Source organism: Streptomyces sp. NPDC048277, assembly GCF_040652235.1.
Lineage (GTDB): Bacteria > Actinomycetota > Actinomycetes > Streptomycetales > Streptomycetaceae > Streptomyces.
The window spans coordinates 1-15,307 of record NZ_JBEZLQ010000048.1 but is presented as its reverse complement, the minus strand read 5'-3'; the positions used below and the strand labels follow the sequence as shown (position 1 = coordinate 15,307).

8 protein-coding genes are annotated in these 15,307 nt (G+C 67.9%); 3 read left to right on the top strand and 5 right to left on the bottom strand.

The window, feature by feature from the left end; translation table 11 throughout:
* The first annotated feature begins 461 nt into the window (after positions 1-461).
* Positions 462-782: an IS30 family transposase gene (locus AB0D85_RS49895; protein ID WP_362337534.1), complete on the top strand. Its 321-nt coding sequence runs from the start codon at positions 462-464 to the stop codon at positions 780-782.
* Positions 783-894: 112 nt separating this feature from the next.
* Here AB0D85_RS49895 and AB0D85_RS49890 read toward each other — a convergent pair whose 3' ends face one another.
* Positions 895-1,770, bottom strand: a complete 876-nt coding sequence (locus tag AB0D85_RS49890; RefSeq protein WP_362337531.1) for a 2-dehydropantoate 2-reductase N-terminal domain-containing protein — start codon at positions 1,768-1,770, stop codon at positions 895-897.
* Between the two features lie 64 nt (positions 1,771-1,834).
* Between AB0D85_RS49890 and AB0D85_RS49885 the strand changes: the two genes are divergently transcribed.
* Both AB0D85_RS49885 and AB0D85_RS49880 read left to right on the top strand, forming a co-directional pair.
* Positions 1,835-2,470: a TetR family transcriptional regulator gene (locus AB0D85_RS49885; protein WP_362337528.1), complete on the top strand. Its 636-nt coding sequence runs from the start codon at positions 1,835-1,837 to the stop codon at positions 2,468-2,470.
* A 414-nt stretch (positions 2,471-2,884) separates the two neighbouring features.
* Positions 2,885-3,841 (top strand): SDR family oxidoreductase, encoded by a 957-nt coding sequence (locus AB0D85_RS49880; protein ID WP_362337525.1) that lies wholly within the window; start codon positions 2,885-2,887, stop codon positions 3,839-3,841.
* Positions 3,842-5,358: 1,517 nt separating this feature from the next.
* Here the strand turns inward: AB0D85_RS49880 and AB0D85_RS49875 are convergent.
* From AB0D85_RS49875 to AB0D85_RS49860, 4 genes are all read right to left on the bottom strand, one after another.
* Positions 5,359-5,544 (bottom strand): transposase, encoded by a 186-nt coding sequence (locus AB0D85_RS49875; protein ID WP_362337522.1) that lies wholly within the window; start codon positions 5,542-5,544, stop codon positions 5,359-5,361.
* Between the two features lie 160 nt (positions 5,545-5,704).
* Positions 5,705-6,757 (bottom strand): NAD(P)-dependent alcohol dehydrogenase, encoded by a 1,053-nt coding sequence (locus AB0D85_RS49870; RefSeq protein ID WP_362337519.1) that lies wholly within the window; start codon positions 6,755-6,757, stop codon positions 5,705-5,707.
* A gap of 21 nt (positions 6,758-6,778) precedes the next feature.
* A complete protein-coding gene (locus AB0D85_RS49865) occupies positions 6,779-12,766 on the bottom strand; it encodes a thioester reductase domain-containing protein (protein ID WP_362337516.1) in 5,988 nt (1,995 codons plus the stop codon).
* 88 nt (positions 12,767-12,854) lie between these two features.
* On the bottom strand, positions 12,855-14,435 hold the full coding sequence (locus AB0D85_RS49860; RefSeq protein ID WP_362337513.1) for a methyltransferase: 1,581 nt from the start codon (positions 14,433-14,435) through the stop codon (positions 12,855-12,857).
* Positions 14,436-15,307 lie beyond the last annotated feature (872 nt).

The window sequence follows — 15,307 nt, the reverse complement described above, 5'->3', positions numbered from 1 at the left end:
GCCGATCGCCTTCGACCGACTCCCGCGAGATCCCCCGCCATGGAGGCCGGGACCGCTACCGTGCCGCATCCGCCGATGAGGCCGCCTACCCGCGCGGGCGCCGGCCCCAGCAGGCCAAGCTCGCCCAACGACCGGCTCTGCGCGCCTTGGTGGAGGCGAAGCCGGCTCTGTGCTGGTCTCCCGATCAGATCGCAGAATGACTGCGACGCCAGTTCCCTGGTTACTGCGCCATGCAGATCTCTCACGGGGCGGTCTGCCTCTCGCTCTACGCCCCCGTCGCCGTCGCCGTCAGGCAATCGACCGCAGCCTCACCCAGCGCCTGCGGTCAGCCCGGCCCATGCGCCGCCGAAGATCGCCCGTCGGCCCACCGGGCGGGGCATCATTCGCGGCATGGTGTCCATCGCCTCCGCACCCTGCCGAGGTCGAGGACCGGAAGGTCCCCGGTCATCGGGAGGGCGACCTTGCGATGGGCGCCAGGCCCTCGGCCGCCGGACGGCATCAAGGCCGAGCAGGTCACCCCGCGCCTCGCCAGGAGCCTCCTCGGCATCCCGCCCCATCCGCGGCGGACGCTCACCTGGGACCGCGGCCGGGAGACCGCCGAGCACCACGCCGTCGCTATCGAGGCCAAGACGCCGATCTACCTCTGCAAACCGCGGAGCCCATGGCAGCGCGGCACCAGCGAGAACACCGACCGGCTGCTTCTGCAGTACCTCCCCAAGGGCGCCGACCTCCACACGTTCAGTCAGGCCGACCTGGACGCCATCGCTCACGAACTCGCTTGAGCTCGCCGTTTCGCCAGTCGTCGATCGAGGCGGAGGGCGCAGATGGGTCGGCGGGAGATCCCGGCTGCGTACCCGGCTGCGATGCGGCCGAGGAGCCACTGCCGCCGCCGGCCTACCGGACCTTCGCATGGGCACGCATCTGCTGGGCCAGCCGCCCGAGTTCGGCCGCCGTCGCGGGGGAAGCGTCGCTGAGCCCGCTGTATACGGCCGTCGGGCTGCGCAGGAACCGCCGCAGCAGGGCCACGAGCAACCCTTCCGGCAGGGTCCGCAGCGCTGCGAACGCGCGGGGGACCGGCGGCCCCGGCATGGCGGCCAGGTTCTGCCGCATGAGGTGAAGCATGCCGCGGACGGCGTCGGGATCGTCGGCCAGCGCTACCGGGCCGCCCGCCGCGTGCACCGCTTGTCCGAGTGGCGCCTCGAACGCGGCGTGTGTCTTGAGCCAGGCGTCCATCCGCGGCTCGGCCTTGGCGTTGATCCCGGCGGTGCGGAACCCCCGGACGATCCGTTCCAGTCGCGGGGTGGTTCGGCCGTCGGGTTCGCCGATCGGCATCGGGACCCGGCTGGTCATGAAGGTGGTCGCGCGGTAGCGGACCACGTCCCCGTCCATCGTGCCGCCGGCCAGTGCCGGGGGGAAGCCGAGCAATACTCGTTCGTGGCCGATCGCCGCGCCCAGCGGCTCCGCGCCGGCCGCCCAGTTGTGCAGGAACAGCACGTCGCCTTCAAGGCCGGCGAGTGACTCCAGCACCGAGTCGACTTGATGGGTGCGGACGAGGACGGCGGTCAGGTCGTACCCGCCAGCCGGGTTCTCGACCACCGGTACTGGTACCCGCCTGACAGGGCTGTCTTCCTCGGCGAGCTGCACGCCGTACCGGCGCAGGGATGCCAGACGCTCGCCCCGGGCGAGGAGCGAGACGTCGAGCCCGGCCTCGTGCAAGTGGGCGGAGAACAGGCTGCCGCAGACCCCGGCACCGTACACGAGCAGTTTCATGGACAACCTTTCCCGCATATGAGTCAAACGTTCGTTTCAATCGAACGTCTGTATAGTACGGCACATGGCGCTACCCGATACCCGGACCAAGATCCTCGACGCGGCCGAACGCCTCTTCGCCGAGCACGGCTACAGCGGCACCTCGGTCCGCGCGATCACCGACCTCGCCGGAGTGAACCTGGCCGCCGTCGGCTATCACTTCGGCTCGAAGGCGGAACTTTTGGCCGCGGTCGCCCGCCGCGTGACCGAGCCCATCACTGCCGCCCAGAACGCCGGGCTCGACGAACTGCTCGCCCGGACTCCGGACCCGTCGGTCGCCGAACTGGTGGAAGCATTCGCAGGGCCGTTCTTCGACGAGATGCCCGCCGCCAATGAGAGCGGAGCCCGGACATCCCGGCTGATCGTGACGATCCTCAGCGACCCGGCCGAGGAGGCGCGCAGCTGGACCGGCCCGGACGAGGACATGGTCCGCGAGCGCTACCTGGCGGCTTTCGCGCGCGCAGTGCCCGGTCTTGCCCCAGAGGAGCTGGGGTTCCGGATGCGGGGGATCCTCGCCGTGACGGCCGTGGACCGCGTCGAGGTCTACAACCGGCCCTCCCCTGGCTGTCCGACGGAGATGGCAGGCGAGGAGGCCCGGCGCTTGGCGATCACGTTCCTGACGGCAGCAATGAGCGCGCCACCGACCCAGACCTGGCGATAAGCCCGGGGCAGCTCACTCACCGCCCTCGTCGCCGTCCTCATGCACGTTCGGGTCGCGCAGCGGGCGCAGGCCCTGGCCGGGCCCGCTGGATGCTCGCCGAGGCCGCTCGGCAGATGATGCTGGAACGCGGCCGCCGTTGGCCCGAGTGGCGGGGCTGGGAAGCCCAGCAACGCGTTGACAGTCACACACGCTCAACTCGACACCCCACGGCGGCGTCGACCCCCACGGCAGGTCCATCCGTCAGCGTGATTCCAGGTGGCTTGAGTTGACACATCCGTGGATCGTGAACCACTCGACCGTCCGCCCCGTTGATGTGGCGAGTGAGGCCGGTCACGGGGGCGATCGTGCAGAGGGAGCCGCAGCGAACCGGTGCCGGCCTTCACGTCACCTCGGCCCGAAGGCCAGGTGAACCGGATGAAGAAGGATCCCGTGAAGCCCGTGAAGAAGGACGAGTTGACGATGAGCCCCCTCACCACCGCCGCCACCGCTTCCCCCACTCCCCGGCCGACCATCTCGCCGCGGCTCCTGGAAGGCCGTACCGTCCTCGTCACCGGCGGAGGACGCGGCCTGGGCCGCCTTTTCGCGGCGACGCTCGCGGAGGCGGGTGCTCAGCTGGTACTGACCGGCCGTGACCCCCGGGCGCTCAGGGAGACGGCCGAACTGCTCCAGGTCCGGAACACCCGGGTGCTGGCCGTACCGGCCGACGTCACCGATCCCGCCGCGATGCCCAAGGTCGTCGAAGAGGCCGTGGACAGCTTCGGGACAATCGACGTCCTGGTCAACAACGCCGGGGTGACCGGCCCCATCGGACCGTTCTGGGAACTGGACCGGGACGAGTGGCAGGACACCGTCGACGTCAACCTCATGGGAACGGTACGGACCTGTCATGCCGTCCTCCCCGTGATGACCGCACGCCGCGCGGGCCGCGTCATCAATATCACCAGCGAGGCCGGCCGACACCGCTGGCCACACTTGTCCGCCTACTCGGTCTCCAAGGCGGCAGTGAACAAGCTCACCGAGAACCTCGCCCGCGAACTGCGTCCCCATGGCGTCACCATGCTGAGCTACCACCCGGGCCTGCTGGAACTCGGGCTCACCAAGGACGGCATGGACACGTACCCCACCGGCGACGTGTGGCGCGACCGCAGTATCGAGTGGTTCATGGCCCAGCGCCGGGAGGGCCGTTTCACCGATGCCGAGCACTCAGCGCGGACCCTGCTGAGGCTCGCGGCCGGAGAGGCGGACCATCTCTCGGGCCAGTACCTCACCCCGGACTCCGACCTCGCTGTTCCTTCCGGCCTTTCCGACCCCTCCGACTCCTCTGATCGTCCCGGCCGTTCCGACGGTAGTGGAGCGCTCGCCGCGTCGTGACCGGACCGGTCGTCGGCCGGGCCGGTGGCGGGCGCGCGACACGGGTCGCCGCGCGCCCGCCACGTGAGGGCGAAGACATGGGGAAGAGCCATGGGAAACGGCCGAGAGAAAATATCCACAGGCCGAGGACATCCCCAGAAGGCCCAGAACTACAACGTCCACACCACCGTCGCGTTCTTCACCCACGGCCTCATAGCCGCGCACGGCGTAACGCAACGGTGTCGAGCTCAGCCCACGTTCGGTTCCGGCCGCGGTTCACCTCGCCGGAACGGTCACTCAGCGGCCTGAACGCCGACTTCCGCGCGGGCGGTCCCGCGTCGCACGTCGAGAGGAGGACCCAGCGCCTCCGGAGGAACGGGACGATGACTCACCTGTCCCACGCCCGAGGTACTGCTGGCTCGCGGTCACAGCAGCGGTCACCTGCCTCGGGTCGAACTGAGGCCGCGCCTGCGGCTGGTACGCACCCGGGTCCACCATCACGTGTGTGTCCCCCTCGATCGTCGCTATCCCATGACGCTCAAACGCCTGACGCAGGGCCGGCATTTGATTCCAGACCGAACGGCTCAGCCCCATGCGTGCCAACTGCTCCAGCCTGGCGCCGGCACGGGTGCCGAGTGGGTCGGGATATATGCCGGGATAATCCTGGAAATGGGAATCAAGATTTCGGATGAACAGCCGTTCCCAGTTGACGGAACGCAACTCAGAATCCAGGGTCATGGCGACGTACTGGACACCGTTGGCGTCTCGCACGTCATACAATGACACCCCGTGGTAGTCGAACGTGTTCCGCATGTCCTGCGTCACCCACTCCGATGGCACCGTACGGCCATCCTGCAGGCAGTTCAGCAGATCACCGATCGGGACGTCTCTCCCGCCGACCGGCGCGGTATCCCCAGGCTCAGGGAAGCTGATCCATGGGCTTTCCCTGCACCATGTACGGAGAGCCTGGACGTACTCTCCCTGAGAGAACTCATCTCCCTCTCCCTCTCCCTCTCCCTCTCCCGTTTCCGTACCCTCAGTCCGAGGCATCCGAGACTCCCTTCGTTTTTTCTTTTTCGGAAGTGGAGGCCTCAACGCAGGCCCCTCGGGACCGATAACGGATCTACACAACAGGCGGTTCAACCTGGCCGAAGCCGCTCAGATCCTCCCTCCGGCGGATAGCATCTCACCGGAATCACTGGTAAAGCAGCGGAGATCACAGCACCGGTTCCGGTCGGCCATCGAGCCGACCACGCGGTGTAGCAGAATCCTGCGGGCGCGTCCTCGGCGGCCTGCCGGGCACGGCGGGCCGCCTCGCCCTCTTGCCAGGCGAAGCGGGAGGAGCACGCGACCTTCAGTACCCGGCGCAGCAGGACGATCGGATAGGTCGCCTTCTCCGCATGCATCAACCGGTACAGCTCATTCACCGGTCGTGTTCCTCCACGAAGAAGGCTGTCGCTGTTATCAGGACCTCGATCCCTGCTGAAGTTCGCGGACCTCCTTGTCCAGCCGCTTGAACTCCTCGCGCTCGGCGCTGGTCAGCTCACCGGACCCGCCCCCTCACCCCGGTCCGCCTTCGCCCGGCGGTACCAGCCGCGCAGGGACTCTGACCTGATGCCGAGTTCCCTGGCGACTGAAGTGAGCGTTCGGCCCGAGGAATCGACGAGCGCGATCGCGTCCCGCTTCAACTCCTCGGTGTACCGCTTCGTGTACTCGCATCCCACCTGGCGCTGCTTCCTCCGGAATCCCAAGATCCCAGGTGTCCACGATCACGGGGAGGCCTCAGGTTCGTCCTCCCCCGCCACCGCGTCCCGCTCCGGCGGCCGCCATGGGGTGCTACCACCGATTACGGGACAGAGCACTGAATTGGCACACCTCATGCCCTCAAGGTCGGACCATGGTGGTCGCGTCGATGACGAACCGGTAGCGCACGTCGGACGCGAGCATGCGCTCGTATGCCTCGTTGATCCTCTCGGCGGCTACGATCTCGACCTCGGACGCGATGCCGCGCTCCGCGCAGAAGTCCAGCATCTCCTGAGTCTGCCGCAACCCCCCGATGAGGGAGGCTCCGATCGACACGTCCCGCTTCAGCAGGGAGAAGGCGTACATCTGCAACGGCTGAGCCGGCGCGCCGAGGTTGACCAAGGTGCCATGGGTCGCCACCAGGCCAAGGTAGGCGTCGAGGTCGAGTGGGGCGCTGGCGGTGATGATGAGCAGGGGGAAACTACCGGCGAGTTGTTCGAACACCGCCGGATCACTGGTGGCGTGGTAGTGGTCGGCCCCGAGAGCGAGAGCGTCCTCTCGCTTGGCGGGTGAGTGCGACAGAACAGTGACCTCCGCGCCCATCGCGTGGGCGAGTTTCACCGTGACATGGCCGAGTCCACCGAGTCCGACCACGCCGATGCGGGAGTTCTGGCCGACGTCTTGCCGCCGCAAGACGGAGTAGGCGGTGACACCGGAGCACAGGAGTGGAGCACTGGCGGCGAGATCCAGCCCATCGGGCAGCCGGAGGACGAAATCCTCGGTCACCACGATATGAGTGGAATATCCGCCTTGGGTCACCTCGCCGTCGGCGTCAACGGATCCGAAGGTGAGGGTCCCCCCGTCCTTGACACAGTGGTTCTCCTCACCGGCGCGGCAGTAGGCGCATTCCCGGCAGGAGTCGACCAGACAGCCGACGGCAACTCGGTCTCCTACGGCGTGACGAGTGACCGCGGACCCGATCTCCGCGACGACTCCGGTGATTTCGTGGCCGGGTACCGCAGGGTAGCTCGCCGGTCCCCACTCACTACGGGTGTAGTGGATGTCGGAGTGGCAGATGCCGGTGTATCGGATCTCCACCAGTACGTCGTGGGGCTTCAGATCCCGGCGCTTGACGGTCATCGTGGTCAGTGGCGCGGTGGGGGAGACTGCTCCATAGGCCTGTGCGTCCAGCATGGTGGTCCTTTCTCTGACCTGTCAGGTCAACTTTTTGCGGGGGTTGGGAAGGAAGCCTGTTTCCTCGAAGAAGGCGAGATGCCTCTTCAGGAGATCCGGGGTGATGACGGGGCAGTCGATCCCGCTCGCGACGTTCGTGGAAGTGGTGTCGAGACGAGGAAACGCCCGACCCCCGAAGACAATTGCCTCGAAGTCGTCCAGTAGAGGGTTGAGCGCGTTGTCCCGGTCCGCCTGTACGCGCCTGATCCACTCGGGGGTGTCCAGCACGTCCAGCTCGTGGCCGGAGTCCCGCATGCTGCGCACGATCTCCGCGAACGACACGGAGGTTTGGTTGTGCAAGTGGAACGTACCGCCCGCCGAACTCAGGGACAGGGCGGTGACGACCTGGCTGACGTAGTCGACCGGAACCATGTGGAAGGCTCCGCCGAGTTCCCGCGGGACCGCGCCGGCCTGCGCGATTCCTTTGGTCGCCAACCATACGAAGTCCCGTGTCTGGCACGCGCCTTTGACCCGGTCGCCGCATACTGTGTCCACTCGGTAGACCGTGACCGGCAGTCCTCGGGAACGGGCGGTGTCAATCATGGCTTCGGCCACCCATTTGCTCTGGCGGTAGCCGCTGGACAGGTTTTCCGGGGGGCCCGTGAGGTCTTCGGGCCGCAGGGCGGCGGGGGACGCCTTCTCGAACACGCCGACCGTGGAGATGTAGTGGACCGGCACACTGCGATGCCGTGCGGCCAGTCGGAGGATCTCCTCCGTTCCCGACACGTTGGCCGGCGCCAGGTTTCGGTACGGCTGCAACCAGTTGACAGTACTGCCCGCGTGGTAGACGCAGTCCATGTCGGACGCGAGCAGGTCGAATGCCTCGGGGGTGAGACCCAGCCGGGGCTGGGAAAGATCTCCGCGGAGGACCTTGACCCGTTCCGGGTCCACGTCGATCCCGTAGCAGGCCAGGTTCTCCCGAAGCCGCGCTCGGCAGCTCTCGTCGTCGGCACCGCGCACCAGGCAGTGCACGACTGCGTTCGTCTGCCTGACGAGATCGCGAAGGAGGAAAGCCCCCAGGAAGCCGGTCGCGCCGGTGAGGAGAACCTGCCGGGGGTCGCCGGGAGGCCGGGTGTCCTGCGCCGGCACGATGTCGTCGGCGAGTCGGGCTTCGGCCTCGAAGTCGACCGTGTCGGCGTCAGTACGGCTGAGGAGGGATTCCGCCAGCGACCGCACCGTGGGGTGATCGAACACCAGGCTCACCGGCAGCGGCATCCCGGTCGCCGTGACGATCCGGTTGCGCAGTTCCGCGGCGGCGAGGGACTGCAGCCCCAGATCGACGAAAGATCTGTCGACGTCGATCGAGGCCGGCGGCTTGCCCAGAACGGCCGATACCTGCAGCCGTAGGAGGGCGACCATGTCCACTCGGGTAGCGGGTGGCTCGACCGCCTGCGCAGTGGTCTCGCGAGGCGTGACAGGTACGGCTCCGGGAAGCCCCCGAAGCCAGTGCGGGCGGCGTCGGAAGGGATACGGCGGCAGGCTGACAGCCTCTCCCGCGGACGGCGGCAGCAGAGAGTCCCAGTCGACATCGGTACCGTGCACGTAGGCCCGCGCAAGCGACCGTTGGAATCTTCGCCCGCCTCCGTCCCCACGTCGCAGGGTGCCCGTGACGACGGAACCTTCGGGCGCCGACTGTTCTATGGCTCCGGCGAGTACGGGGTGCGTGCTGACCTCGATGAACCGCCGACACCCCAGATCACCCAACTTCGCGATCGCCTGACGCAGTTTCACCTGACCGCGGATGTTGCGGCACCAGTGCTCGGCAGTGAGCGAGCGGGTGTCCATCTCGTCCCCGGTCACGGTGGAGACGAGCGGCATGGTGCCAGGTCCCGGTGCGAGGTCGGCCAGTTGGTCGCGCACCAGGGGGAGCAGCGGCTCCACTTGGGTGCTGTGACTGGCCCAGCCGATCGCGACCGAGTGGACGGTCACTCCCTTGGACCGCAGCTTCTCCACGGCACGGCTCAGGTCCGCTGTGTCACCGCTGATGACGACGGAGCGAGGACCGTTGACAGCCGCGAGGGAGAGGCCGCTCCCCGTGGTCCGGAGAAATTCGTGCATCTCCTCCGGCGACATCCTGACCGCCGCCATGGTTCCCTTGCCGTCCAGTTCCCGGGCCACGTGGCCGCGGGCCGCGATGATCTCGGCCGCGTCCTCCAGACTCAGCGCTCCGGCCACGTGGGCGGCGACGATCTCGCCCACGCTGTGGCCGGTGACGGCGTCCGGTGTGACACCCGACGAACGCCACTGCGCTGCGAGGGCGGTCATTGTCGCGAACAGCATGCTCTGCACGACATCGGCGCGATCGGCGGGCGGGGCGGCGATCATGCCGAGCGCCATCTCGCTGACCGACCAGCCGAGATGTGGCCGCAGTGCGAGGTCGCACTTCTCGAAGGCTTCCGCGAACGGGGTGGAGTTGCGGAGAAGATCAGAGGCCATCCCTTGCCATTGCTGGCCGTGCCCGGCGAACACGAAGGCCGTACGGCCTTCGTGACGGCGGCCGGTGACGGCGTCGTCGTGGTACTCACCCGTCGCGAGAGCGGCGAGGGCCGGTGCGTGGTCACCGTGATCGTCGGGCAGTGCGACCGCACGGATCCCGAGTGAGGACCGGCCCCGCACGAGAGTGCGCGCGACGTCCTCGGGATGCGATCGCTCGCCGTCGGCCTTCCCCATCGCGTGCATGCGGGCGGCCCAGGCTTGTAGGGCGTCCGGCGATGCTGCGGAGAGAATCCAAGGGGCCGGGATGGTCGCGGGAAGCCGCGTCGAACTCCTGTGCGGCGGCTCCTCGATGATCACGTGGACATTCGTGCCGCTGATTCCGAAGGACGAGATACCGGCGCGCCGCGTTCCGGCGGGCCACGGAACGGCGCGGTCGAGGACGCGGACGGACGCGTCCGACCAGTCGACCTGCTTGTTGGGCGGGTGGCCGTGCAAGGACTTGGGCAACATGCGGTGCTGGATGGCGAGCACCATCTTGATGACGCCCACCAGACCTGACGCGGCCTGGGTGTGGCCGAGGTTGGACTTCACGGAGCCGACCCAGACACCCGGAGTACGTCGTGCCCCGTAGACATCGAGCAGCGCCTGAGCTTCGACGAGGTCGCCGAGTGGTGTGCCGGTGCCGTGGGCCTCGACGGCCTGGACATCGTCGACGGTGAGACCCGCGTTGGCGAGGGCTTTCCTGATGACGGCACGCTGGGCGGTGCCGTTCGGGGCGCTCAGCCCGTTGCTGGTGCCGTCGGAATTGATCGCCGACCCACGGAGCACGGCGAGCACCCGGTGCCCGTCACGACGGGCGGCTGACAGCGGTTCCACCACGAGCGCGGCGACCCCTTCCGCCCAGCCGACCCCGTCGGCCTCGGAGGCGAAGGCCTTGCAGCGGCCGTCCGAGGCGATGAGATCGTGCCGGCTGAAGTCGATGAAGGTCGCCGGGGTGGACATGACCGTCGCGCCGGCGACGATGGCACGGTCGCACTCCCCCGCACGGATCGCGTTCACTGCCTGATGCAGGGCGACGAGAGAAGACGAGCACGCGGTGTCGACCGTGATGGCCGGTCCGTGAAGTCCCAGAACGTAGGCGACTCGTCCTGAGGCGACGCTGGCGGCGTTGCCGATCAGCAGACTGCCGTCGTAGCAGTCCGCGGCTTCGGTGACGCGCGGAGCGTAGTCGGAATCGAACATGCCGACGAAAACGCCGGTGTCGCTGCCTCGCAGCGATGCCGGGTCGATTCCTGCGTCTTCCAGGGCATGCCAGGCCGCTTCGAGCACGAGCCTCTGCTGGGGATCCATGGAGTCGGCCTCGGCCGGCCGGATACCGAAGAACTCCGCGTCGAACCCTGCGATGTCGTCGAGGTAGCCCCCCAGCAACGGGAGTCGGGTGGAGAGGTGTGGGTCCCAGCCGCGCTGTGCGGGGACGCGGCCGACGGCGTCACGCTCCTCCGACAGCAGCTTCCACAGGTCGTCAGGGCCGTCTATGCCGCCGGGCAGCCGGCAGCTCATGCCGACGATCACCAGGGGATCGTCCGTATCGGAGTCGAACGGCTGCCGCGCGGACGCCCGTGCGGCGAGTTGACGAACAGTGGCCCGAGCGTCGGTCGTGGGTCGAAGCAGCTCGGCGAGGTGACCGGCGAGATCACCGGGGGTGGGGTGGTCGAAGAGCAGGTTGCTGGCCAGTGGCAGGCCGGTCGCGTCCCTCAGGGAGTGTGCCAACCGAACGGCGCCCAGAGAATTCAGGCCGTGGCCTCGGAATGTCTCCTGCGAGCCTATGTCCGCCGGTGTGGTGTCGCCGCTCAATTCCTTGAGCACCGTACGGGTGTGTGCGACCACCATGTCCAGCAGCGCTTCGGTGGACGCATCGGGCTTCTGGTCGAGGCCAAGCGACCGCTCTTCGGGCCCGACGGGCACGCCGACGCGGTCGGCCACCGCGTCCCGTAGCCGGTGCCGGGCGATCTTCCCGGACGCGGTATAGGGGATCTCGGGGACTTCGACCAGCTCGACCGGGGTCTTGTACGGTGCCAGGCCCTTTGCCCGCAAGTGGGCGCTCACCTCGTGGAGACTGACCGGCGAACCCTGGGTGACGGCGAGGCAGGGGTACTCGCCGAGCCGCGGGTCGGACCTCCCGAGTACCGCGAGCGGGCCGGCACCGGGGAGGTCCGCGAGCAGTGACTCGACCTCCGAGGCACTGAACTTCTGTCCTCCGACGTCGATCAGCTCTGCCGTGCGCCCGTGGAAGGCGACGAGACCATCGCGAGTCATGCTGGCGAGGTCACCCGTGCGCAACCAGCGTCCGTCCGGGAGCGCCTGCGCGGTCAGGTCCGCATCGTCGAGATAACCCCGGAAGGCATAAGGGCTGCTCACCCAGAGCTCCCCCACCTCCTCGGGTGGGCTCTCCGCCCCGTCACGCATGATCCGGACCCGGGCGCCGGGTATCGGGCGGCCGATACTGGCCGTAGCCACCTCAGCGGGGTCGTCGGCACTGGTGAACATTCCGGCGCCCAGCTCGGACATCCCCCACTGCACGACCACCGAGGCGCCGAAGTCCTCGCGCAGACCCGCCACGAGCGAGGCGGGCACATGAGAACCGCCGGTGCGTACCTCGCGCAGCCGGACGGAGCGGTCGCGGGTGCGCATACGGCCGAGGAGATCATGGAGCTGGGTCGGTACGGCGAAGAGGACGATCGGGCGGTCGACCGTGCCTGCGGCGTCGACGAACCGGTCGGTGTCCCAGCCCGGGATCAGGAGCTGCGTGGTCCTGGCGAACAGAGAGGTGTGCAGTGAGAGCAGTCCGAAAAGGTGAGTGAACGCGCTCGCGCTGACGAGGACGTCATCAGGTCGGAATCCTCCGCCGGTGACGACCGCAGCGGCGTTGGAGAGGAGCCCGTCGTGGCTGTGCATGGAGATCTTCGGGCGGGCGGAGGTCGTCGCGGAGGAGGGAATCAGCATGAACGGGTCATGGGGGCGCACTCGTACCGGGTGCGGCCGGGTGCCGGTGAACTCCCGGACGATCTCGCGCACGGTGGGATGTGGAGTGTGGCCGACGCCTTCGTCGCCGGCGATCAGGAGATCAGCACCCAGCTCCGACAGACCGGGAGCGACACGCCCGGCCGGGAGAACCACGACACGCGGTTTGGCCCGCACGGCGAGACCTATCAGGTCTTGAGAGCTGTTACCCGCGTGCACCGGCAGGAGCACGCCTCCGGCGAGGGCCACCGCGGCGTGCAGCACGAGGAATTCCCAGCTGTTGGGCACCTGCGCGACCACGACGTCGTGTGGCTCCAGTCCACGCTCCTGAAGACCTCGTGCCAGGGCCTCGGCGGACTCCCCCCACTGCCGCCAGGTCCAGTCCTGCTGTCCGTCCCTGAACGCCACGGCTTCCGGGTCCGCTTGCACTGCTGTCCGCAGCAGATTCGGGAATGTCTGCCCCAACAGCGCGGTGTCGGGCAGGAGATGGTAGTCGGATGCTGTCAAGGGCACCGTGTGCCTCCCAGATGTGACCGTGCGGAACCGTGTGACAGGAAGGCCGGGGCGGGAGCAGCGCGGAGCAAGGCCGTGAATCCCGTTCTCATGCCGATTCGGCCACGATCAGGTTCATGTCCACGCCCAGCGTCCGGAGCTCGGCCAGACGGAACCCGGCCGTTCGCAGAAGCCTTTCGTAGTGCTCGAGGTCCCGCTCCTGGCCGCCGGTGATCGCGAGCATCTGCAGGTCCCACAGAGCGGCCAGTTCTCCGCTGCCCGGAGTCGACCACTCATCCGGCAGCAGACGTTCGAGAACAAGCAGCGTCGCGTCGGGCCCACACGCCCGACGGCAGGAACTCAGGATTCGCACGCAGTCGTCGTCGTTCCAGTCGTGCAGCACACGCGACAGCACGTAGACGTCCGCGCCAGAAGGCACCTCGGCGAAGAAGTCGCCGGGTACGTGCTGCAGCCGGTCGCCGAGTTCCGGATCAGCCGGGGTCTTCCCGACAACATGTTCACGGTCGAATACGGTGCCGTGCACGGTCTCGTGACTACGCAGGAGCGTTCGCAGCAGCGTGCCGTTGCCCCCGCCTATGTCGACGATGCGGGACCCGGGCGCGAAGTCGTACGTCTTGGCCAGATCCACTGCTATCACGCTGGTGATCGACTGCATGGCGCGGTCGAACACCTGAGCACTGTCGGAGTGAGCTGCGAAGTGGTCGAAGTGCTCTGCCCCGAACCGGTGACGGAAAGCGGTTCCGCCCGTACGCAAGGCTGTGGGGAACTCGCCCCAAGCGTCGTAGAACTCGCCGCCGTATATCTTGACCAGGTCGGCGAAGGGGTTGTCGGCGCACAGGAGATCACCTGCGGGCGTGTTGAGGTAGCGGGAGTCCCCGACTTCGCGCACGATGCCCGCCCCGGACAGATAGCGCAGCAGCCGGGCGACAGCCTTCTCGTCGCAGTTCAGGCGTTGCGCGAGCTGGCCCACGGTGCGGGGTCCGTCCCGCAGATGCTCGTTCAGGTTCAGCTCGGTCGCGACGTGTACGGCTCTGGCCGCCCAGTGCCCTGCGAGGAGTCCCAGCAACTGGCGATACGGCTCCTGGGCCCCCGCACCAGCCGCCTTGTGTGCCGCGAGAACGTCCGGCCAGTGACCGTCGGCCTTGAGTTCCAGGCGCCGTGGCTCGCCCGCGAGATGGGTCGGCAGATGGAAGTAGAGCACCGTCCGGCCACCGCTCGACTTCCCTTCGTGGGGATTGAACCCCCCGCCGTCGGGGGTCATCCCAAGCCGGTCGAGGCAGACACGCCGCACTTCGGCGAGGCTGGCACCGTCGACCAGCCAAGCCTCGTGCCTCTCCGCCTCGGTCGCGCGCTCCCGGGCGGGCATGTCGCTGTGTGCCGCCACGGCACTTCCGCTCGGGAGGATGAAGACCTCGACCCCGGCCTGAGCCGGCTCGGGCAGACGTCCATACAGGATGGTCACCTCAAGGCTCTGTTCGTTCACCCCGTACCGCTGGGCCAGCCTGGACCGCACCACCACGCTCTCGATCGGATCTGCCACCTCGACCTGGCGCTTCTGCAGAAAGGTCGAGACGTCGTCAACGGCATCGGGGAAGACAAGAAGGGCAACGTGGTCGAAAACGAAATCCCTGCGCGTGAGCGTGGGGCTCGCCTCCACAACAGCCGTCACCAGTCCATCGTCACGGGCAACATGGGCCGCCCTGCCAAGGGCTGTGAGCAGTCGCTGCTCATCGCGGCGATTCAACACCTCGTCAGCCTTTCGGGAGTGCCGGAAACCGTGAGAACGATGTACCTACCAGGCGTGGAGTGAAATAACGACACGCAAATCCCTTTCTCGGCTGACTCACGCATTAGAGTTTCGAGAAGTAGGCCGCCGAAGCAGTGTCAGCACCCTGTGCCGCCGCCCACTGGTCAATTCGAAGACCACAACGCACCACCATCCGCCCCGGTTCAAGTCCGCCGCGGGGGCGTTCGATCCGAGTGGGCGCTTGGCGTTGACGCACAGGGGTTGATCCAAGGATGTACCGGACATGCGGGCCGTCGAAGCATCGGCAGGCAACGCGCGACTGCCGTGGACGGGAGTCGAGCCCGGTCACGGGCCGGGGTGCGTGCGAGCAGATTGCGTCTGAGGCCGGCGTCGACCAGCTCGTCGGGGTTGGGCTCCGGCGCAAAGCAGGCGACTCGCCGTCCGCGCGGCCGGGGGTGACGGCCTCACGCTCACCCGCAAGCCACTTCGCCCATCAGCCGTCCACAGCCTTGGGCAATGCCTGGAACACCACTGCGGCATCTTCGCGAGTCCGGGCCGCCGCCAGCGCGGTCACCCTGAGCAGCGGCCTCCCGCCCCGACAGTGACAACTACCCTGCGGTCCGCACCAGTTCACTCACGCAAGCAACAGTTGCTGAACGAGCTGCACCTGCAGACCATCTGACGTGACACTGAGGGGCCTGGTAGAGGGGTTGTCGACCAAGAGCAACCTGTCCGTCCGGAGCTTCATGTGCTTGTCCACCCATCGGGGATCGATCTGTCCGGCTCGGGCCTTC

Excerpts from the sequence above, each read along its gene's own strand:
- AB0D85_RS49880 (WP_362337525.1), top strand. The coding sequence starts at position 2,885 with ATGAAGAAGGATCCCGTGAAGCCCGTGAAGAAGGACGAGTTGACGATG.
- AB0D85_RS49890 (WP_362337531.1), bottom strand. The coding sequence starts at position 1,770 with ATGAAACTGCTCGTGTACGGTGCCGGGGTCTGCGGCAGCCTGTTCTCC.
- AB0D85_RS49870 (WP_362337519.1), bottom strand. The coding sequence starts at position 6,757 with ATGCTGGACGCACAGGCCTATGGAGCAGTCTCCCCCACCGCGCCACTG.
- AB0D85_RS49885 (WP_362337528.1), top strand. The coding sequence starts at position 1,835 with ATGGCGCTACCCGATACCCGGACCAAGATCCTCGACGCGGCCGAACGC.